At 59.3% G+C, this 19,347-nt stretch carries 18 protein-coding genes and 3 pseudogenes; 13 read left to right on the top strand and 8 right to left on the bottom strand.

From position 1 onward, the window contains the following. Nucleotides 1–67: 67 nt before the first annotated feature. On the bottom strand, nucleotides 68–1,252 hold the full coding sequence (pobA, locus tag ACZRJ6_RS01515; RefSeq protein WP_463970383.1) for a 4-hydroxybenzoate 3-monooxygenase: 1,185 nt from the start codon (nucleotides 1,250–1,252) through the stop codon (nucleotides 68–70). Between the two features lie 189 nt (nucleotides 1,253–1,441). Here pobA and ACZRJ6_RS01520 point away from each other — a divergent pair, with 189 nt between their 5' ends. Further along, the gene (locus ACZRJ6_RS01520; protein ID WP_463970353.1) at nucleotides 1,442–2,332 is read left to right on the top strand and encodes a helix-turn-helix domain-containing protein; all 891 of its coding nucleotides are present in this window, start codon (nucleotides 1,442–1,444) and stop codon (nucleotides 2,330–2,332) included. Here the strand turns inward: ACZRJ6_RS01520 and ACZRJ6_RS01525 are convergent. Together ACZRJ6_RS01525 and ACZRJ6_RS01530 are read right to left on the bottom strand one after the other, a co-directional pair. After that, nucleotides 2,325–2,501: a hypothetical protein gene (locus ACZRJ6_RS01525; RefSeq protein ID WP_178114512.1), complete on the bottom strand. Its 177-nt coding sequence runs from the start codon at nucleotides 2,499–2,501 to the stop codon at nucleotides 2,325–2,327. The genes ACZRJ6_RS01520 and ACZRJ6_RS01525 overlap by 8 nt on opposite strands. Before the next feature lie 99 nt (nucleotides 2,502–2,600). Beyond that, entirely contained in the window at nucleotides 2,601–3,506 is a 906-nt protein-coding gene (locus ACZRJ6_RS01530) for a LysR family transcriptional regulator (RefSeq protein ID WP_463970354.1), read from the bottom strand. A 104-nt stretch (nucleotides 3,507–3,610) separates the two neighbouring features. On the opposite strand from ACZRJ6_RS01530, the gene ACZRJ6_RS01535 reads away from it, so the two are divergent. The 3 genes and pseudogenes from ACZRJ6_RS01535 to ACZRJ6_RS01545 form a co-directional block, all read left to right on the top strand. After that, nucleotides 3,611–4,483: an MBL fold metallo-hydrolase gene (locus ACZRJ6_RS01535; protein ID WP_463970355.1), complete on the top strand. Its 873-nt coding sequence runs from the start codon at nucleotides 3,611–3,613 to the stop codon at nucleotides 4,481–4,483. Nucleotides 4,484–4,516: 33 nt separating this feature from the next. Beyond that, nucleotides 4,517–5,131, top strand: a complete 615-nt coding sequence (locus ACZRJ6_RS01540) for an NAD(P)-dependent oxidoreductase (protein WP_463970356.1) — start codon at nucleotides 4,517–4,519, stop codon at nucleotides 5,129–5,131. A gap of 200 nt (nucleotides 5,132–5,331) precedes the next feature. Then, nucleotides 5,332–5,427 (top strand): annotated as a pseudogene (locus ACZRJ6_RS01545) (outer membrane lipoprotein carrier protein LolA); the annotation flags it as partial. A gap of 281 nt (nucleotides 5,428–5,708) precedes the next feature. On the opposite strand, the gene ACZRJ6_RS01550 reads toward ACZRJ6_RS01545, so the two are convergent. Further along, nucleotides 5,709–6,572 carry a LysR substrate-binding domain-containing protein gene (locus ACZRJ6_RS01550; protein WP_463970357.1) on the bottom strand — a complete coding sequence of 288 codons (864 nt, stop codon included), beginning with the start codon at nucleotides 6,570–6,572 and terminating at the stop codon, nucleotides 5,709–5,711. A gap of 110 nt (nucleotides 6,573–6,682) precedes the next feature. Here ACZRJ6_RS01550 and ACZRJ6_RS01555 point away from each other — a divergent pair, with 110 nt between their 5' ends. From ACZRJ6_RS01555 to ACZRJ6_RS01565, 3 genes are all read left to right on the top strand, one after another. Further along, the gene (locus tag ACZRJ6_RS01555) at nucleotides 6,683–8,308 is read left to right on the top strand and encodes a 5-guanidino-2-oxopentanoate decarboxylase (protein WP_463970358.1); all 1,626 of its coding nucleotides are present in this window, start codon (nucleotides 6,683–6,685) and stop codon (nucleotides 8,306–8,308) included. A gap of 98 nt (nucleotides 8,309–8,406) precedes the next feature. Further along, nucleotides 8,407–9,603, top strand: coding sequence for a cyanate transporter (locus ACZRJ6_RS01560; protein ID WP_463970359.1), 1,197 nt, complete (start codon nucleotides 8,407–8,409; stop codon nucleotides 9,601–9,603). Between the two features lie 150 nt (nucleotides 9,604–9,753). Further along, nucleotides 9,754–10,695 carry a LysR family transcriptional regulator gene (locus ACZRJ6_RS01565; protein ID WP_463970360.1) on the top strand — a complete coding sequence of 314 codons (942 nt, stop codon included), beginning with the start codon at nucleotides 9,754–9,756 and terminating at the stop codon, nucleotides 10,693–10,695. A gap of 28 nt (nucleotides 10,696–10,723) precedes the next feature. Here ACZRJ6_RS01565 and ACZRJ6_RS01570 read toward each other — a convergent pair whose 3' ends face one another. After that, nucleotides 10,724–11,089, bottom strand: a complete 366-nt coding sequence (locus ACZRJ6_RS01570; RefSeq protein WP_149414104.1) for a 5-carboxymethyl-2-hydroxymuconate Delta-isomerase — start codon at nucleotides 11,087–11,089, stop codon at nucleotides 10,724–10,726. Between the two features lie 80 nt (nucleotides 11,090–11,169). Next, nucleotides 11,170–12,099, bottom strand: a complete 930-nt coding sequence (locus ACZRJ6_RS01575; protein WP_463970361.1) for a LysR family transcriptional regulator — start codon at nucleotides 12,097–12,099, stop codon at nucleotides 11,170–11,172. Between the two features lie 60 nt (nucleotides 12,100–12,159). On the opposite strand from ACZRJ6_RS01575, the gene ACZRJ6_RS01580 reads away from it, so the two are divergent. Together ACZRJ6_RS01580 and ACZRJ6_RS01585 are read left to right on the top strand one after the other, a co-directional pair. Then, on the top strand, nucleotides 12,160–12,414 hold the full coding sequence (locus ACZRJ6_RS01580; RefSeq protein ID WP_463970362.1) for an LPXTG cell wall anchor domain-containing protein: 255 nt from the start codon (nucleotides 12,160–12,162) through the stop codon (nucleotides 12,412–12,414). A 258-nt stretch (nucleotides 12,415–12,672) separates the two neighbouring features. Beyond that, nucleotides 12,673–13,065: a VOC family protein gene (locus ACZRJ6_RS01585; RefSeq protein WP_463970363.1), complete on the top strand. Its 393-nt coding sequence runs from the start codon at nucleotides 12,673–12,675 to the stop codon at nucleotides 13,063–13,065. A gap of 41 nt (nucleotides 13,066–13,106) precedes the next feature. Here ACZRJ6_RS01585 and ACZRJ6_RS01590 read toward each other — a convergent pair whose 3' ends face one another. Together ACZRJ6_RS01590 and ACZRJ6_RS01595 are read right to left on the bottom strand one after the other, a co-directional pair. Next, nucleotides 13,107–13,253, bottom strand: coding sequence for a hypothetical protein (locus ACZRJ6_RS01590; RefSeq protein ID WP_463970364.1), 147 nt, complete (start codon nucleotides 13,251–13,253; stop codon nucleotides 13,107–13,109). Nucleotides 13,254–13,738: 485 nt separating this feature from the next. Further along, a pseudogene (locus ACZRJ6_RS01595) lies at nucleotides 13,739–13,911 on the bottom strand (transposase domain-containing protein); the annotation flags it as partial. A gap of 124 nt (nucleotides 13,912–14,035) precedes the next feature. Between ACZRJ6_RS01595 and ACZRJ6_RS01600 the strand changes: the two are divergent. The 4 genes and pseudogenes from ACZRJ6_RS01600 to ACZRJ6_RS01615 all read left to right on the top strand — a co-directional run. Next, a complete protein-coding gene (locus ACZRJ6_RS01600; RefSeq protein ID WP_463970365.1) occupies nucleotides 14,036–14,800 on the top strand; it encodes an HpcH/HpaI aldolase family protein in 765 nt (254 codons plus the stop codon). Between the two features lie 21 nt (nucleotides 14,801–14,821). Next, a complete protein-coding gene (locus tag ACZRJ6_RS01605; protein WP_463970366.1) occupies nucleotides 14,822–16,927 on the top strand; it encodes a TonB-dependent receptor family protein in 2,106 nt (701 codons plus the stop codon). Nucleotides 16,928–17,003: 76 nt separating this feature from the next. After that, on the top strand, nucleotides 17,004–18,203 hold the full coding sequence (locus ACZRJ6_RS01610; protein ID WP_463970367.1) for an ATP-grasp domain-containing protein: 1,200 nt from the start codon (nucleotides 17,004–17,006) through the stop codon (nucleotides 18,201–18,203). Next, a pseudogene (locus ACZRJ6_RS01615) lies at nucleotides 18,200–19,312 on the top strand (IucA/IucC family protein); the annotation flags it as partial. The gene ACZRJ6_RS01610 and the pseudogene ACZRJ6_RS01615, both read left to right, overlap by 4 nt. Nucleotides 19,313–19,347 lie beyond the last annotated feature (35 nt).

Below are 19,347 nucleotides of genomic sequence, written 5' to 3' on the forward strand. Positions count from 1 at the left end.
AGCCTGCAGGCAAGGCCCACGAGGAAAAGGGCCCGCGGGAATGCTCGTCAGTGTACTCGATAGGTCGCTATTCGATAGCCTCACAAGGAAGTCCGACGTAATTTTCTGCGATGGTTTTTCGCCCGGCTTCGGAGTCAACAAAGTACTCCAGTTCACTTTGGGCGATGCGCTGGCTGAATCCGTCCGCCTCCGGGAAGTGGTGCAGCATCGAGGTCATCCACCAGGAAAACCGTTCGGCCTTCCAGATCCGCCGCAAGCAGATGGCCGAGTATTTCTCCAACAGGTCCACCCTGCCCTCGCGGTAAACCTTGAGCAGAATATTGAACAAGGTGCTGACATCGCTGGCCGCCAGGTTCAAGCCCTTGGCGCCGGTGGGCGGCACAATGTGAGCGGCGTCCCCCAACAGGAACAGGCGGCCGTACTGCATCGGTTCGACCACGAAACTGCGCAGCGGCGCGATGCTCTTTTCGATGGACGGCCCGGTCACCAACTGCGCGGCCAGGTCCTGGGGCAGACGGGTTTTCAACTCATCCCAAAAGCGCTGATCGGACCAGTCTTCAATCGGCTCCTCTGCGGGTACTTGCAGGTAATAGCGGCTGCGGGTGGCCGAACGCATGCTGCACAGGGCGAAGCCACGCTCGTGTTTGGCGTACACCAGTTCATCATGAATCGGCGGGGTATCGGCGAGAATGCCCAGCCAGCCAAACGGGTAGGCCCGCTCGAAAATCTTCAGGGCGTCGGCCGGGATCGACTGGCGCGCCACACCGTGGAATCCGTCGCAGCCAGCAATGTAGTCGCAGTCCAGGCGAAACGTTTCGCCCTCATAGTCAAAGGTCAGCCAGGGCTGTTCGCTTTTCATAGCGTGCGGCTGCACATTACTGGCTTCATACAGCGTGATGGCGCCTGCGGCTTTACGTGCGGCCATCAGGTCGCGGGTGACTTCGGTCTGGCCGTAGATCATCACCGTCTTGCCGCCGGTCAGGGCCTTGAGGTCGATATGTTTCAACTGGCCGTTCAGCGCCAACTCGAAACCGTCATGGACCAGGCCTTCAGCGTCCATGCGTTGGCTGACGCCAGCCTGGCGCAATAGATCGACCATGCCTTGCTCCAGCACACCGGCACGGATACGACCTTGCACATAGTCGGGCGTCTGGCGCTCTAGAATAAGGGTCTCAATGCCTGCGTTGTGTAGCAACTGGCCGAGCAACAGCCCGGAAGGGCCTGCGCCGATAATGGCGACTTGGGTTTTCAGCGTTTTCATTATTTTTATGGTCCGCAAACTTCACACGAACGTATTCGGTGAAAGAGTTGTCTTTGGTTCTGCTGCTGGCATTTTTCACTTGAGTGGTCGGCATGAGAAGGTGAAAACTGCGCCAAACCCTGCGCTTTTTGCCAATCGGGGCGATTACCGCACCACCATCCTGAGTACCGGATTTAAAATATGACCAAAACTGCCAGCCCCGTGATTCCGGTGTTCAAGCTCTACGGAGAAAGCCAGCAGTGGCCGACGCCGGATTTGTTGCACTGTGAAACCATCTCCCGGCGCAGCCGTGAGTACCAGTGGGAGATCCAGCCCCACCGGCACGCGGACCTGTGTCAGTTGCTGTATGTGCACAAGGGCCAGGCGCAACTGGAGATCGAAGGCCAGCGCAGTACGCTGACCGAGTCGACGCTGCAGGTGCTGCCACCGCTGTGCGTGCATGGTTTCCGTTTTTCCGAGGACATCGAAGGTTATGTGGTGACGCTGGCGGCACCGCTGGTGGCGCACTTGCAGGGGCAACTGGGCTCGACGGTGGACGGTTTGAGCGCCTTGGGCAATTATCCGGCGGGCAGGGACAATAACTACCTCAACAGCCTCTTCGCCCGCCTGCAGGACGAATACAACGACGACTTCCCGGCGCGGGACATGATGATGCACGCCCTGGTCAGTGTGCTGCTGGTGTGGGTCAGTCGACAGGCCATCCGGCACCGCCATCCTCGGGCGCCGCGGGGTCGCGAGTACTTTCGCCGCTTCACCCAACTGGTGGAGCAGCACTACCGCGAACACCCGAAGATCGAGGACCTGGCGCACAAGCTGGGGATCTCGGTGTCGCACCTTAACGGCACTTGCCGGGAACTGGGGGGCCAACCGGCGCTGCAGATCATGCATGACCGCCAATTGCTGGAGGCCAAGCGCCTGCTGACCTACACCAGCATGACCATCAATGAAATGTCGGAAGTGTTGGGCTTTTCCGACCCGACCAACTTCTCACGGCTGTTTCGCCGACGTGTCGGGTTTTCGCCCAAGGCGTTTCGGGAGCAGTTGAAGGTCGACTCCCAGGCAACTACCTGAGGGCACTCAACGTCGCTGTATACGGAATGCATTGATCATGGTTGCAACTGGCAGCCATGCTCGGCTGCATGCGGGTCTGTTCAGCGCGATACGCGGCAGTGCCGTAGAGCAGTGTAGCGCCGGCGCACAGGGTGAAAATCATCAGGTACTTTCTTGTTTTGATCGTCATGGCATTGACCTCTAAACAGATCAAGAAGGTGCTGTACTAAGCATAGGCCAGCCAAAGCGAGTTGCCAGTATCGAGCGGTATTCAGCACCTTTATGACGTTTAAAGACCAACATCCCACGCCGGCTCTTGGGAAAACCTGAGCACCAGAAAATCCAGCAGGCTGCGCAGCGCCGACGGCATGTGTTTGCGTGAGGCATACACCGCGTACATGTTCATCTGACGCGGCTCGGCGCCAGGCAACAGGCGGATCAGTTCGCCACTGCGGATGTAATCGCCGGCCTGGTAGCTGGGCAACATCGCCACTCCCGCTCCGGCGAGTGTCACCTTTAGCAAAGTGCTGGCCTCATTGGCGGTGATATTGCCTTGCACCTGCACCGAGACGGGCTCGCCGTCTTCCTCGAAGTGCCAGAGACTTTTGCCGAAGTAGGAATGGGTCAGGCAGTTGTGCCGCGCCAGGTCTTCCACCCGCTGTGGCTGGGCATGTTCCAGCAGATAAGCGGGCGATGCGCAGATCACCGAACGACACACCGTCAGCTTGCGGGCGATCAAGCTGGGGTCCAGGTCGTTGCTGGTGCGGATCGCCAGGTCGATGCGTTCATCCACCAGGTTCACCGTGCGGTCGAGCATCTGCAGGTCGACACTGACCAGCGGGTAGCGCTTGACGTATTCAGCCATGGCGTCCGCCAATTGCGCCTGGCCGAACGAAGTGCTGACACTCAGGCGTAACTGGCCACGGGGCGCGTCATCTGGCTCGCTGACGGCGGCCTGCATGTCGCTGCACAGCTCCAGCATCTGTCGGCAGCGAGGCAAGGTTTCGCTGCCGGCGGCGGTCAGGCTGAGTTTTCGGGTGGTGCGGTGCATCAGGCGCGCGCCGACCCAGTCCTCCAGCTCCGCCAAGTAACGCGACACCACCGGGCGCGACAGATCCAGATGATCGGCAGCAGCCGATTGGCTGCCCAGGTCGACCACCGCGACAAACACACGCATTGCTTGAAGACGATCCATGATTTGCCCGATTTTAGAAACAAACTATGTCCCAGCATCGCATTTTTTGTAGCGTTCAGTGCAACTAAGCTTTGCCCATCGCCTACCGATTGCTGGAGTTGCACATGTTTGGATTCTCGACCCTCAACCGCTTTGCACTGGCTTGCGCCGTCCTGGGCTTTGCCGCCCATGCAGCCGCCGCCGACCTGACCCTGGACGTCTATAACCCAGGCGAGGCAGCAATCTTCCCGGTCAGCTCGGTGCTGGTCAGCGGTGAGAAAGACGCCATCCTGGTGGACGCGCAATTCGGCAAGGGCCAGGCCGAGCAACTGGTGCAGAAAATCCGTGCCAGCGGCAAGCAACTGACCACCATCTATATCAGCCATGGTGACCCGGACTACTACTTCGGCCTCGATACCCTGACCGCTGCGTTCCCCAAGGCCAAGGTCCTGGCACCGCAGCCGGTGGTGGACCATATCAAGGCCACGGCGGCAGGAAAAATTGCGTTCTGGGGCCCGAAAATGGGTGCCGACAAACCCGCCAAAACCATCATCCCGCACGTGCTTGAAGGCCATAGCCTGACCCTCGAAGGGCAGACCCTGGAAGTGATCGGCCTGGACGGCCCGCAGCCGGACCGCAGCTTCGTGTGGATTCCATCGATCAAGGCCGTGGTCGGTGGCGTGGTGGTCTCGGAAAACATCCACCTGTGGATGGCCGATACCCAAAGCGCACAATCCCACGCCGACTGGCTGGCGACCCTGCAACGCATTGAAAGCCTGAAACCGAACACCGTGGTGCCGGGTCATTACCTGGGCACGCCTTCGCTGAAATCGGTGGTGTTCACGGCTGACTACATCAAGGCCTTCGACCAGGAAACCGCCAAGGCCAAGGATTCTGCCGCACTGATCAAGGCAATGAAAAAGCGCTACCCGAACCTGGCCGACGAAAGCTCCCTGGAGCTGAGCGCCAAAGTCGCCAAAGGCGAAATGAAGTGGTGAATTGATCCAACCCTTACCGCACTGGAGAACGTCATGAGCAAGATTGCAATCATTGGTGCCACCGGCCGCGCGGGTAGCCAGCTGTTGGAAGAAGCCCTGCGTCGTGGCCACAGCGTCACGGCCATCGCCCGTAACACCGACAAGATCGAAACACGTCCTGGAGTGACCATCAAACAAGTGGATGCCCTAGACGCCGAAGCTCTGCAAAAGGCCATTAGCGGTAGCGACGTAGTGATCAGCGCGGCGCACTTCGCTACGCTGCCTGCCACCGCCGTGATCGGCCCAGTGAAAAAGGCCGGGGTGAAGCGACTGTTGGTAGTGGGCGGTGCGGGTTCGTTGTTGCTGCCTGGTGGTCAGCGAGTGATCGACAGCGCGGGCTTCCCTGAAGAGTACAAGGCTGAGGCCAGCGCTGGCAGTGTGTTTCTTGACACTCTACGTCAGGAGAAAGAACTGGACTGGACTTTTCTTTCGCCGTCGGCGGAGTTCGTTGAGACCGATCGCACCGGGGTATTTCGCCTGGGCAAGGATGATTTACTGGTGAGCAGTGAAGGCAGGAGCTGGATCAGCTTTGCTGACTATGCCATTGCGTTGGTGGATGAAGTGGAAACACCCAAGCATTCCCGCCAGCGGTTTACCGTCGGATATTAAGGCTGGCGCGGGCTATGTGGGAGTGGGTTGCGGGCATAGGTTGGGTTGGGTACAAAAAGCTGCAAAGTAACCAATGTATGGTCAGCCCACCACTTGATGCCTCGCTTAGGCCATCGTGGTTAACGGGGCGCCTAAGATCAAAATCAAAAGCACGGCGGCCTGGTAGCCGACCTGAGTGGTGAAAAGCAAAAACCTATCCCATGCCCACTGTAGGAGCGAGCTTGCTCGCGATGGTCGTTAACGATGACGCTGGCATCCTGAAACACCGCGGCGCCCTCAGGTTCTTCGCGAGCAAGAACTAGGCGTCCCCCTCGCTCCTACAGGAAAGCGGATTGGCACTGGCTTTTGCTCTGCCTGCCCATAAAACCAGAGGCCGAACGCAGGTGTTGCGCAGTGGGTGAGTCATACCCCAGCAAGAGCGCTAATGAGATGGTCAGCCCGTGGTGACACGCCGTAAGGGCGTAACCCTAAGCAGCCGTTACCGCAACAACGGATATGTACTCAAACCTGCCCCCAAATATCAGCAACGGCAACCTCAAGAAATGAACTGACCCCACAAAGTTGGACGGTTTTCTATCTACGCCTGCCCTACCAACCAGTTCATCAACGCCTCAAGCCCCACCGAAGGCTCGGTCCCCGGTGGATACACCAGGTAATAGCCCATCCCCGTCGGCACCTTCAATTCAAACGGTGTCACCAGCCGCCCGGCCTTGAGGTCTTCGCCGATCAGTGCGCTGTCGCCAATGGCCACGCCAGAACCTTGGGAAGCCACGGTCATGGCCAGATCCAGTGTCTCAAAATGATGCCCTTGGCTGAGGTTACTCAAGCGCGTACCGGCCGCCTTCAGCCACAACGCCCAATCCCGACCATCGCGCGTGGGGTGCAACAGCACCTGCTGCTGCAAGTCCGCCGGGGTACACAAGCCGCCGAGCAAGGCCGGCGCGCACACCGGCGTCAGTTGCTCATCAAACAAATGCCTGGCCTGGGCCGACTGCTCGGCAATCGGGGCGTAGACCACCGCCGCATCAAACTGCTCGCGGCGAAAATCCACGGTGTAGGCCACGGTAGTGGTCAGTTCCACCGGCACGTCCGGCCGCTCCTGTTGCCACTGCATCAAGCGCGGCAACAACCAGCGCATCACGCAGGTGGAGGCTTTCAACTGCAAGGTCTCGCGACGGGAGCCGATCTGCTCTACCGCCTGCGAGATCAGGCCGAATACCTGTTGCACCCGCAGCGCCCATTCACGGCCCTCCTCGGTCAGGCTCAAGCCTCGGGCCTGACGCTGGAACAGCGCGTAACCCAAATGGCTTTCCAACCCGGCAATCTGCCGGCTCACCGCGCCTTGGGTGATGTGCAACTGCTCGGCCGCGCGGGTGAAGTTGCAGCACTCGGCGGTGACCCAGAACGTGTGCAATGCGGGCAACGGCGGAAGGCGTTTCATCAGATGACAGCCATGACGTGAGGACATGGCTAGTATGACTTTTAATCAATTGTGGTCGCTACAGCCCAGCCGTTCCAATACCGCCTTCAATCAATAACAAGAGCGACGATATGGCGACGTGCGGCGAAGTATTGGTCAACCTTCTGGAAGGCTACGGCGTGGAACAGGTGTTCGGCATCCCCGGCGTACATACCGTGGAGTTGTACCGTGGCCTGGCCCGCTCCGGCATCCGCCACGTCACCCCACGCCACGAACAGGGCGCCGGTTTTATGGCCGACGGTTACGCACGCACCAGCGGCAAGCCCGGCGTATGTTTCATCATCACCGGCCCTGGCATGACCAATATCAGCACCGCCATGGGCCAGGCCTACGCCGATTCGATCCCGATGCTGGTGATTTCCAGCGTGCAGTCCCGCAACCAGTTAGGCGGCGGGCGCGGCAAGTTGCATGAACTGCCGAACCAGGGCGCGATGATCGCGGGCGTCTCGGCGTTCTCCCATACCTTGATGTCGGCAGCAGAATTACCCGGCGTACTGGCGCGGGCTTTTGCGCTGTTTCAGGCCGGGCGACCGCGTCCGGTGCATATCGAAATCCCCTTGGACGTTCTGGTGGAAAACGCCGACGCCCTGCTGGACAGCGCACCCGTCAGCGTAGCCCGCGCCGGTGCCGCGCCCTCGGCAATCAAGCAGATGAGCCAGCTACTGGCCGCCGCCAAACACCCGTTGATCCTCGCGGGCGGCGGCGCCATTGATGCTGCCCCCGCGTTGACCCGCCTGGCCGAAAGCCTCGGCGCGCCGGTGGCCCTGACCATCAACGCCAAAGGCATGTTGGCGGCCAATCATCCGTTGCTGATCGGCTCGACTCAAACACTGGTCGCCACCCGCGCCCTGGTGGCCGAGGCCGATGTGGTGCTGGCCATCGGCACGGAACTGGCGGAAACCGACTACGACGTCACCTTCGCGGGTGGCTTCGAGATTCCCGGCGCCTTGCTGCGCATCGACATCGACCCCGACCAGACCGTGCGCAACTACCCGCCACAAGTGGCGCTGGTGGCCGACGCACAGATCGCCACCGAAGCGTTGCTGGCCGAGTTGAGTGCTCAATCAATGGCCCCTCGCAACACTGACTGGGGCACAAACCGCGTCGCCCGCCTTTGGGCTGAGTTGGCGCCCACTTGGGATGCTGCCACTCGCGCGCAAACCCTGTTCCTCAATACAGTGCTGGAAGAGTTGCCCGACGCCGTGATCGTGGGCGACTCCACCCAACCGGTGTACACCGGCAACCTGACCCTTAACCTCGACCAGCCACGCCGCTGGTTCAACTCATCCACTGGCTACGGCACCCTCGGCTATGCCTTGCCAGCGGCCATCGGTGCTTGGCTGGGGCGCGGCGCTACTGCGCCAGTGGTGTGCCTGATCGGCGACGGCGGCCTGCAATTCACCTTGGCAGAACTGGCCAGCGCGGTGGAAGCACGCACGCCGATCATCGTCCTGCTGTGGAATAACCAGGGCTATGAAGAGATCAAGAAATACATGGTCAACCGCGCTATCGAACCCGTAGGAGTGGACATCTACACTCCGGACTTTATCGGTGTGGCCAAGGCGCTGGGGTCTGCGGCGCAGGCGATCAAGGGTGTTGAAGAGCTGCGCCAGGCATTGCGCGCCGCCATGGATCGCCAGGGGCCGACGTTGATTGAAATCGATCAAGGCATTTGGACCAAGGCAGTATTGGTATGAGCGTCGGCGCATTTTTTCAATAGCCCCAGCGACTTTCTCATTTGCGCCCCTCCCCCGTGCGCGGCCTAATAATGCCCTTGTCATTTCAAGGCCCGCCCATGGAAAACGTTCACGCAAAACCCGCCACTGCCCTCTGGCTGATGATCAGCGTGGTACTGGTTGCCCTTAACTTGCGCCCGTCGATGGCGGCGGTCGGCCCCTTGCTGTCATCGATTCGCGGCGATGTGCCGTTGAGTTTCAGCAGTGCGGCGTTGCTGACCATGTTGCCGGTGATGGCCATGGGTTTGGCGATGTTTTTCGGCATGGGCCTGGCCAAGCGCTTTGGTGAGCACCGCAGTATCGTCGCGTCACTACTGGTGATTGGCCTGGCGACTGCGTCGCGGCTGTTTCTCGATTCCGCCGCCGAGCTGATCGTCAGCGCCATTGCCGCCGGGGTGGGCATTGCGATGATTCAGGCGCTGATGCCGGCGCTGATCAAATCCCGTTTCAGCGATAACGTTTCGCTGTTTATGGGCCTTTACGTCACCGCGATCATGGGCGGTGCCGCCCTCGCCGCGTCGTTCTCGCCGCTTGTCCAGGTGCAGACCGGCAGCTGGCGCATCGGCCTGGCAATCTGGGCCGTGCTTGCTGTGCTGGCGCTGGTGTTCTGGTACGCACAACGCTCGGCATTGCCGCCACTGCCGCCACTGCCGCAAACCTCTGCGGGCCCTCAGGAATCGTTTTTCGGCAATCGCCGGGCCTGGTTGCTGGCGATCTTTTTCGGCCTTGGCACCGCGTCCTACACCTGTGTGCTGGCCTGGCTGGCGCCGTACTACGTTGAGCAAGGCTGGAGCGAACAGAACGCTGGTTTGCTGCTGGGTTTTCTGACTGCCATGGAGGTGGTTTCCGGCCTGATCACCCCGGCCATCGCCAACCGGCGCCGGGACAAGCGTAGCGTGGTGGCGGTGTTACTGGTGCTGATCATCGCCGGGTTCTGTGGCCTGATCCTTTCCCCGCAGCACCTTAACCTGCTGTGGCCGTGTCTGTTGGGCCTGGGAATTGGCGGTTTGTTTCCAATGAGTCTGATCCTGTCCCTTGATCACCTGGACAACCCGCGCCGCGCCGGTGGCCTGACGGCCTTCGTGCAGGGCATCGGCTACTTGATCGCGGGTCTGTCGCCGCTGATCGCCGGGATGATCCGCGATCAAGTGGGCAGTTTCGAATGGGCCTGGTGGTCACTCACCGCCGTCGTGGTCGTGATGCTGCTGATCGTGTTGCGCTTCGATCCACGGCATTACCATCGGCATATTCAATAGCGACGGCTAGAGCGTCGCGTTCGAAACATTATTTGTCCCACACCAAACATAGAAAAGCCCTACAGACCTTTCTATTGGCACGAACGTTCCGTTAACATTTTGCCCTTGTCGTGCGCTGTACCAGTGCCAAGGGCTTACCGGACGGAATAGATGCTAAACAGCAACTTGCTTAGAAAGCTCGATATGCAGGACCTGATGGTATTTATCGCTGTGTATGAGCAAAGCAGCGTCACCGACGTGTCCGAAACCCTCTTTGTCAGCCAGTCCACGGTCAGCTACAGCCTGAAGAAGCTGCGTACCAGCTTCGAGGACGAGTTGTTTATCAACACCCGCGCGGGCATGCGTCCGACCGACAAGGCCGGTGCCATGTACGGTCATGTGCAAAAGATTCTGGAAAGCATCAACCTGTGCCACGCAGGTAGCCAGGTGTTCGACCCGACCCAAAAAGCCGCGACGTTCAACGTCTGTGCCCCCGAGTATTTTGAGCAGTTGATCCTGCCTCGCCTACTGAAGAACTTCGACAAGGCCGACCTGCCGGTGATCGTTAATGTGCAGAAGCTGGAAACCGATATTCCCGCCGAGGCCTTGCGCGACGGACGACTGGACCTAGTGATCTGCTTCGGGCCGCACTTTCATCGCGAGTACAAGGATTTGAAGACGCAGAGGCTGCTGGAAGATGACTTGGTGTGTGTCTTTGACAAGCATGCGGCGCCACGGGAACAGGCGTTCAGCCTGCAATCCTTCGTCGCACGCCGTCATGTGTTTCCGACGCCCTGGACCTCTACCACCAACATGATCGACGGCTGGCTGGCACGCCAGGCCCACAAGCGCCAGGTGATTGCCCGCGCCAATAGCTATAGTGCGGCGCTGAAGATGATTACTGGCACCGACTTTATCGTCACCCTGCCCCGCCGAGTGCAGAAACTGCTGGCACTGGAACCGGTATTTGGCCACTGCGAAGCGCCCAACGGCCTGCCGGGGTTCACCCTGGACATGCAATGGAACGAGTCAAGCGAGCAAGGCTGCGCCAACGCCTGGTTCCGCGAGCAAGTGCTGAAGGTGTGTGCGGGAGAGCTACAAGCTATAAGCTAAAAGCTGCAAGAACTTAGATAGCTTGCAGCTACTGTCCTATAGCGACCTTACTGTAAGACTCACGATCAATGTCCAGCAGCTCGACACTGAGTTGAACTTGAATATCGGCAGGCCACGGCCCCAACTCCTGCAACACCGCCAGCAGGTTTTCCGAGAGTTGCTTCTTGATTTGCGGCGAACGTCCGCTGAGCAAGGCCAACCTCACCGCGACAAAACCACGTGGGTTCATCGCAGTACCCACACGAAAGCTTTCGACCTTCACCGCACGGCTCTTGATGTCGAACTCGGCACCGAACTGCCCCGAGGCCACCAAGGTGTGATTGAGCCGCAACAAGGCCTTGTCAGTGTCCAGCTCCGGCAGGTTGGCGGTGTATTCCAGATGCAGGTGAGGCATGAAAGGCTCCGAGTTATTGTAGGAAAAGAGTCATAGATATAGCACGAGACGCAAAGTGCCCCGGATGAAAGCGGTTTTACTCAGGGCTTTGCCAGCGGCAACAATTCCCGATCACTCATGAACGCTTCCAACCGCGAGCGCATCCAGCGCTCCGCCGGGTCAGTGTCGACATGGCTGAGCCAGACCATGGACAAGTCCAAGGTCGGGGTTTCAAACGGAAACGGCTCGCAGAACAGGTTGCCCGAAGCGGCCATGGCCTGGGCGGTGTAGTCCGGCAGGCTGGCGATCATGTCGGTGCCGGCCAACAGCGCCGGCAGAGAACTGTATTGCGGCACCGACAACACCACATGGCGCTTGCGGCCGATTTCCGCCAGCCATTCATCGGCGAATCCGGCGACGTTGGCGGTGTGGGACACCAGCACATGGGGCCGAGCGCAGTATTCATCGAGGGTCAGCGGGCGATCCGAGGCATCGGCGCGCAACACGCTGGGGCGGATATGGCGCAGCAACTTGCGCTTGGCATTGGCCGGCAAGCCACGGGTTTGGGTAATGCCGACGGTGATATCGCCGGAGGCCAGCAGGTCCGGAATGCGCCAGTAATCGACATGCTGTACCACGAACACTACCTGGGGCGCTTCCACTCGCAGGGTGCGCAGCAACGGCGGCAACAGGCCGAACTCGACGTCATCGGACAGGCCGATGCGAAAGGTCATGGTGCTGATGGTCGGATCGAAATCATGGGTCAGGCTCAAGGCCACCGACAACGAGTCCAGGGCCGGCGACAAATACCGGATAATTTCCTCGGCCCGCGCCGTCGGCTCCATGCGATGGCCGACGCGGATAAACAGTGGGTCGTTGAACAGGGTGCGCAGGCGATTGAGGGCAGAACTGATGGTCGGCTGGCCGAGAAACAACTTCTCCGCCACCCGCGTCACATTGCGCTCAAGCATCAGCGTTTCGAAGACCACCATCAGGTTGATGTCGGCCTTGCGTAGTTCATTACGATTCATCGGCGCCCGCCCACTGCACAAAACAAGGGGCAGTTTAGAAACCCAGTGGGCCCTACGTCTATGCGCAGACTATCCAACCGCCTTCATTGGGACTATAAATCAGCTTCCACGGGTTACGAGAACACCAACGTGCTGGTCATTCTTGCCTTGGCCGTCCTGATGGCCGGGTTCTTTATCTGGCTAATCAAATTCATTGCCCATCCGACCGCCAGGACCCTGTTGCGGGTGTTTGTCGGAGTGTGCCTGGCGGCCGTCGTGGCGTTTTTGTTTCTCGCTTCAGGATTTCCCACCTCATTACTGCTCTCATCTGGCTGACCTCCGTACCGCAGTTGTCGAGCCCCTGCGAGGCTACGTCGGCCACAACACCGCCATCAGATCAGCCCCCTGGCACAAACGCAGCGCCGCCAGGGCCGCCGATAATGTTGGCCGGGCATACACCCAAGAGGAAATAACCGGTGGCACGGGCCCGCCGCCCCAGTGCACAACCGCCGCCGCATATAGTGGTGACCGTCATGGCCCGTTGATGATTAACTGGCCGCTCATTTCAACCACGTACGCAAGGATCGCTCACCCATGAAATTCGCCTACACCATCGTCTACGTTCCCGATGTATCCGCTTCGCTGCAGTTTTTCGAAAACGCCTTCGGATTTACCCGCCGCTTCCTGCATGAATCGGGCACGTATGGCGAGTTGGAAACGGGGAGTACCACCCTTTCCTTCGCGGCGCATGAATTGGGCGAGATGAATTTCAGCGGTGGGCATGTTGAGGCTCATGCATCAAGGCAGCCTCTGGGGATGGAGCTGGGTTTTGTCACGGATGATGTCACAGTCGCACACGCCAAGGCGCTGGCCGAGGGGGCAATTGAATTGTCGCCGCCCGCCGCCAAACCCTGGGGGCAGGTGGTGTCTTATGTGCGTTGCCCAGACGGAACATTGGTAGAGCTGTGCACCCCAATTCAAGGCTGAAAAAAAGCCCCGCCAAGTAGGCAGGGCCTCCGACGCCTGGGTCATGGCTTGAGCGGGCGCTCTTCGTCCCGCTCGGAAAGCTCCTTGCCATCGTCCGGATGCTTCCAAGTCTGGGGCCGCTCGTCCTCATGACCTGGTTTGGAGCGCTCGTGATCCGAATCTTCCTGCTGCTTTTGTTCTTTGGTCATACCCACCTCCCATCCGTAAGAATTGGTCACACTGGGCAAGCATAGAACAGAGAAGGTTCTTGCGTGACAGGATTGGCTTGGGTGTGCTTGATACCCTCGATACGAATGCATCCGCCATCGCAGCTAGAACTCTGAAGCTGAGGCAATAAACACTATCAAATACCTTGAGATGACGGAGAGATTACCGCGCGGCATGCTCTGAGCGAGATACCGGAATGCAGCTGATAGTGCGGGGAAAAAGTAGTACCACTGAGTAGTACAGTCGAAAATGAAAAAGCCCCCGTAATCATCAACGATTATGGGGGCTTAGCCTTATTCAATAATGTCTCTAAGGACAGTCTGAAGTACCCACCGATTTTTAAGGTCCTCGCTGCTTGAGGCTCAAAAAAACGTGTATCGGCCGAAAACAAACCTTTCCTGTCCTTAATTCACGGTTCTTTCAATTAATCGTGCTGTTTCAGAGTAAGCCTCCAATCCAGCCACCTTTACTCGGCGACCGTTGCTCTCAACGGCAGTAACTCATCCAGCCGGCTATTGGGCCAGGTCGGCAGCTTTTCCAACGTATCCGCAGCCATGCACTCGGCTCGATACCGTTCATCTTGGCCGTCGCCAGCAAACTCTGAATCGCCGCCGCTCGGCGTCCGGCGCGCTCTGAACCGGTAAGTCGAGTCAGCGGCAACAGAGGGCCATCACAAATATCACTACTCGGGGACTAAAAAATGTTTACTTAAATTTGCGAATGATTACTATTGGCGCGCATCCAGCCCGAAGGATATGCATCAGTGATACGAACCTCTCCGGTGTTTTCCCGGTTACAAGCAGGGAACAACGTCTACGGCTTGCTCAACTCTCTACCTTCACCGATGCTCTGCGAAATGCTCGCGTTTGCGGGCTACGACTTCGTGATTCTCGATCTTGAGCACTTACTGCGCTCCGAAGAGGACATCATGCATTGTGTCCGCGCGTGTGAGGCCGCTGGCATTTCGCCTTGGCTGCGCATCCCTCAAGTGGACGAAAAACTGATCGGTCGGGCACTGGATGCCGGCATCGAAGCCATTGTCCTTTCACGCACCGAAAGTGCTGCGCAAGTTCAGCGCGCCATTGAAGCGGCGTTCTTCCCTCCCTTGGGAAAACGCGGAATAACCGGCGGACGTATTACCGGTTTCGGTCGCCTGGCATTACCCGAATACATCGATCTGGCCAATCGTCAGACCCCTATTATTCCGATGATCGAAAGCCGCGCCGGAGTCGACGCTCTCGGCGAGATCCTGCAAGTGCCGGGGGTCGGCATGATCATGGAGGGCGCTCTGGATCTGTCGCTCGATCTCGATCTGGGCCCCGACCCGCTCAATCCTCAAGTCTGGCAAACGCTGCAAAACATGGCCGATGCCTGCCTCAGCGCTGGAATACCTTTCTGCGCAAATCCCCGCACGGCTGAACAGAACGCGCTGTGGCGCGCTCGCGGAATCCGAAGCTTTCTGGCCGGTGAAGACCGAGGCTTGCTGCATAACGCATTGAAAGCCCGCTTGCATTCTCTCCAGCAGTAAAAATGAGCCAAAGTAGTCCAAATGAAAACAACAACCTCACTACACTTTTCACTCAGCCTTATCACACTGGGCATTTGCCACGGTGCCATGGCCGCCGATCAACCCGTCGAATTGTCCACCGGATCTTCCAGTAGCGTGGTACTGGCGCCCATGACGATTCAGGGTGACGTTCTCGGCACGGCCAGCGATCAGGAGGTGCGTACCTATGCAGGCAGCCGCAGCGTTATCGATTCCAGCGAACTGAAAAAAGCCAGCGTCCGCGGTCTGGACGACGCGCTGCAACGGGTACCGGGCATCAAGATCTTTGACGAAACCGGCACCGGCGCCTTGCCACAGATTTCGGTACGCGGGCTGTACGAGAGTCGCAGCGGCCGGATTCAAGCGTTATCGGATGGCATTCCACTGGCACTGGCGCCGTACGGCCAGACCGGAATGTCGCTATTTCCAATGACCATGGCCACGGTCGACCGTATTGATATCGTGCGTGGGGGCGCAGCGGTGCAATACGGTCCGAACAACGTTGGCGGGGTGATCAACTTCATCAGCAAGCCGATTCCGCACGAGTGGGAAACCACGCTGCAGGAGAAGATCACATTCAACGCTGGCGGGCGCCAGTTGTGGGACAACTATCTGGGCACCGGCGGCTACCTGACCGACAACTTCGGCCTGCAACTGGACATCAACACCCTGAGTGGCGAATACGGTCGCGAACATTCCGACACCGATGTGCAGAACTACCGTCTGCGCGGCCAGTGGAACATCGACGACGATCGTGATCTGAGCTTCGGTATCCAGCGCTACAAGGCCGACATGGACCTGGCCGGAGCACTCAGCGTGAAGGATTACAAACATGACTCCCGGCAATCGACGCGTCCGCTGGACCGCTTCGAGGGCGACACCAATCGCGTCTGGGGCACCTACACCCAGCGTCTGGGCACCATGGGACCATTCGACTCGGTAGAGTTCAGCTGGACCAACTTCGCCCACGACAGCTACCGCAACTTCGTGGTGGGCCTGCCGTTCACCCCGGACGGTACGGCAGCGACCAAACAGGACGGCCCACGCGACTTTAAAGTCTGGGGCACGGAGCCACGCATCAGCGCCACCATCGATGGCGACACGGTTGGCCAGACCTGGTTGCTGGGCGCTCGTTATGTCAGCGAAGACATCGACTACAAGGTCAACCGCCAGAGCGTCGCTACCGGCGTGACGACGCCGTTCCGGGACTGGAAGTTCGATGACGACGCCCGAGCGTTCTACCTCAGTAACGCCATCAGTCTGCTCGATCATCGCCTGACCATCACCCCCGGTGTGCGGTACGAAAACGCTCGCATGGATTACGGTGACGGCATCACCGGGTTCTCGCGCGAGAACAAATCCGAAGAATGGCTGCCGGGCCTCACTGTGGGTTATCAGGCGACCGACTCCTGGTACGTCTACGCCAACGCCCAGAAGTCCCTGCGTCCACCGCAAGTCACGCAGATCGTCAAGGAAGGCGATGTCGGTGCCGAACTGGCGTGGAACTACGAGACCGGTGTGCGCTATACCCCGTGGGACGGCATGCGCGTCGACTTCAATTTGTACCGCATCGATTTCGACGACCAGATCAGCTACAACGCCACGACCGACCGCTTCAATAACCTTGGCAGCACGCGTCATCAGGGTTTCGAGACCGAGATTTTCTGGACGCCGGAAGCAATGCCTGATCTGGACCTGCACGCCAGCTATGCGTACCTCGATGCCAAGCAACGCAACGGCACATTCAAGGGCAACGAAGTGCCGTACTCCTCGCGCAATCAGTTCACGGTTGACGGTCGTTACCGTTTTGCCGAGCACTGGACCTACAACCTCGACGGCCTGTATATCAGCAGCGCTTACACAGATGCCGCCAACTCCAGCGATGAAAATGCCACAGCCAGCGTGGGCAAACTGCCTGCTTACTGGGTCTGGAACACCGCCATTGAGCGTGAGTTCGAGCTGGCAGACAAGAGCGTCCTGACCGCGTCCGCAGGCATCAGCAACCTGTTCAACCGCGAGTACTATTTCCGCGGTATCGATACCAGTCCGTGGGGGCGTCAGCCCGCACCAGAGCGTTCGCTCACCCTAGGCGTCAACTACCGCTTCTAAACCGCGCACTTGCGTCCCTGTAAACCAGTTGCCCGATCCTCCGGGACGGGCAACTGCTGCCCCCAGGAAAACTGTCATGCAACGTCCATTCGTCATCCTTGCTCACGTCGCCCACCCGGCCATTCTCGAGGGCTTCCTGCCTGCCGCGCACAAATGCGGGTTGCCGATCGTGGTTATCACCGACCACGCTCAGGAACATCGGCGTCTGCTCGCCACCTCGCATATTTCGCCGCAAGAGCTGCACGTTATCGAATGTGATGTGTTCAATCCGCTAGCGGTCATCGAGACACTCAATAGTGAGGGCTTGCAACCCGTTGCCGTGTTTTCCAACAGCGATCACCTGCAGACCGCGTCAGCGATAGTGGCCGAGGCATTCGAATGCCCTGGCAAGGACTGGCGGTTGTGTTATGCGGCGAAGAACAAGGCAGCCATGCGCGAGCGCATGCAACGTCTAGGCCTGCCCGGGCCATGGTTTCAGGTGCTCACATCGAACGCCAAACTGCCGACCGATGCGCCCTGGCCGGTGGTCGCCAAGCCTCGTGAAGGCGTCGCCAGCCTGGACGTCAAGCTGTGTCATAACGCCGCCGAACTGAGCGTTTACTGCGAGCAGTTCTGGCAGCAACAACCGGGCCGGGCACTGTTGCTGGAGGCGTACATGGAAGGCCCGCTGTTCACCCTCGAAACCCTGGGCGACGGGCACAACCTGCAAGTCATCGGCGGCTTCGACGTCACCCTGTCCCCACCGCCGTATTTCGTAGAGCTTGCCGCACGCTGGGATGGACAACTCAGCCGCGCCCAGCGTGCCGCCGCGCTGGCTCAAGTAGCAGCGTTCGGGGTCGGTTTCGGTGTATGTCACAGTGAATTCATTCTGACCGATCAAGGCCCGGTACTGGTTGAGATCAACTATCGCAGCATCGGCGATGGTCGCGAGTTCCTACTTGATCGGTTGCTGCCGCAGGGTTGGTTCGACCGCATCGTCGCGTTGCATTTAGGAGGCAGCCTGATCGACGCGCAACCTGCGCAAGCCGAAGCCACCGTTCATTACCTTGTGGCCGACCGCTCGGGACGTCTGGATCAGGCCAGCGCTAGCTTCAACGTCGAACGTGAGGGCCATTGGTGCGATTACCGTGCACTGCACACTACCGGCGACACCGTGACCATCAGCCATTCCAACAAGGACTACGTCGGTGTACTGAGACTGATCGCGCCGGATGAGGTGAGCCTCGAAGCGCAACTGAATTCGACCCTGAACGACCTGAAGTGGGTGGTGGCATGAGCCTGCATCCGGAGGACACGGATCAGGCGTTCATTACTCGACGCATCATCGATTGCTGCCTGCGCGAGGACATCCGTGGGATCGTCAGCAAAGGACAGATTTGTCGGCTTGCGGAAGACCTGAGCCAACACCTACAGCATCCGCCCGACGCAAGCTGGCTGCGAATCGCCCATCTAGGCACCGACGAGCTATGGCTACCGGTGGTCAAGGCGTATCCGCTGCAGGACTGGATCGGTACGGGCGAGGCCTGGATCAAGGTGTCGCCGCAAAGTCACGCCGAGGTTCAACACGGCTACCAGCTCTGGCTGGGCCACCTGAGCCACGGTCTGGACGAAGAAAGTCTGACACTGTTCGCGGCGTATCTGAAAGAAGCCGATTGCGCGACCGAACACCGAACCCTGTGCAAGCAGGCGTATCACCAACATGCGCCCGCGCTGAGCGACGCGACTGACTTGAAGGACTGGTCGCAGAGGCTGGTGAAGATCGATCAACTGGCGAGCTACCTGGATCACCCGTTCTATCCAACGGCGCGGGCCAAAAGCGGCTTCGATGCCGCCGCGCTCAAAGGCTACGCGCCGGAGTTTGCACCGCGCTTCGAACTCAACTGGCTGGCGATTCCCAACAACGCCCTGACCCTGACCAGCTCGCAGCCGCCGCACTGGCCGGACTTCGAGGAGGTCGGCTTGTCACCGACCTTGCAAAACAGCCATTTATTACTGCCAGTACACCCGCTGACCTAGAGCGAACTGGAGCAATTCGGCCTGCCTGAAGGTACATTCAAGGCTCCACGTACCGCCATGCAGGTCGAACCTACGCTGTCCGTGCGCACGGTGGTCTGCATCAATCAACCTCAGTGGCACATCAAACTGCCGTTGCTGGTCAGCACGCTCGGTGCGCGCAATTTGCGCCTGATAAAACCCAGCACCCTATACGACGGTCACTGGTTCCAGACCACCCTGCTGGCTTTGGCCAAGCGCGATCCTGCATTGGCGTCACGTTATCTGCACGTCGACGAAAAACACGGTGGTCATGCCGCCGAAAGTCGTCACCTGGCCTATATCGTGCGCCGTTACCCGACGGGTCTGGAGAACATCACACTCGTACCTGTCGCCGCGCTGGCCAGCCCGCTTGCCGATGGACGCCT

Source organism: Pseudomonas sp. C321, assembly GCF_055407105.1.

Bases quoted from the DNA above. Each gene is read 5' to 3' on its own strand.
- ACZRJ6_RS01520 (WP_463970353.1), top strand. From the start codon at position 1,442: ATGACCAAAACTGCCAGCCCCGTGATTCCGGTGTTCAAGCTCTACGGA.
- ACZRJ6_RS01525 (WP_178114512.1), bottom strand. From the start codon at position 2,501: ATGACGATCAAAACAAGAAAGTACCTGATGATTTTCACCCTGTGCGCC.
- ACZRJ6_RS01530 (WP_463970354.1), bottom strand. From the start codon at position 3,506: ATGGATCGTCTTCAAGCAATGCGTGTGTTTGTCGCGGTGGTCGACCTG.
- ACZRJ6_RS01535 (WP_463970355.1), top strand. From the start codon at position 3,611: ATGTTTGGATTCTCGACCCTCAACCGCTTTGCACTGGCTTGCGCCGTC.
- ACZRJ6_RS01540 (WP_463970356.1), top strand. From the start codon at position 4,517: ATGAGCAAGATTGCAATCATTGGTGCCACCGGCCGCGCGGGTAGCCAG.
- ACZRJ6_RS01550 (WP_463970357.1), bottom strand. From the start codon at position 6,572: ATGAAACGCCTTCCGCCGTTGCCCGCATTGCACACGTTCTGGGTCACC.
- ACZRJ6_RS01555 (WP_463970358.1), top strand. From the start codon at position 6,683: ATGGCGACGTGCGGCGAAGTATTGGTCAACCTTCTGGAAGGCTACGGC.
- ACZRJ6_RS01560 (WP_463970359.1), top strand. From the start codon at position 8,407: ATGGAAAACGTTCACGCAAAACCCGCCACTGCCCTCTGGCTGATGATC.
- ACZRJ6_RS01565 (WP_463970360.1), top strand. From the start codon at position 9,754: ATGCTAAACAGCAACTTGCTTAGAAAGCTCGATATGCAGGACCTGATG.
- ACZRJ6_RS01570 (WP_149414104.1), bottom strand. From the start codon at position 11,089: ATGCCTCACCTGCATCTGGAATACACCGCCAACCTGCCGGAGCTGGAC.
- ACZRJ6_RS01575 (WP_463970361.1), bottom strand. From the start codon at position 12,099: ATGAATCGTAATGAACTACGCAAGGCCGACATCAACCTGATGGTGGTC.
- ACZRJ6_RS01580 (WP_463970362.1), top strand. From the start codon at position 12,160: ATGCGCAGACTATCCAACCGCCTTCATTGGGACTATAAATCAGCTTCC.
- ACZRJ6_RS01585 (WP_463970363.1), top strand. From the start codon at position 12,673: ATGAAATTCGCCTACACCATCGTCTACGTTCCCGATGTATCCGCTTCG.
- ACZRJ6_RS01590 (WP_463970364.1), bottom strand. From the start codon at position 13,253: ATGACCAAAGAACAAAAGCAGCAGGAAGATTCGGATCACGAGCGCTCC.
- ACZRJ6_RS01605 (WP_463970366.1), top strand. From the start codon at position 14,822: ATGAAAACAACAACCTCACTACACTTTTCACTCAGCCTTATCACACTG.
- ACZRJ6_RS01610 (WP_463970367.1), top strand. From the start codon at position 17,004: ATGCAACGTCCATTCGTCATCCTTGCTCACGTCGCCCACCCGGCCATT.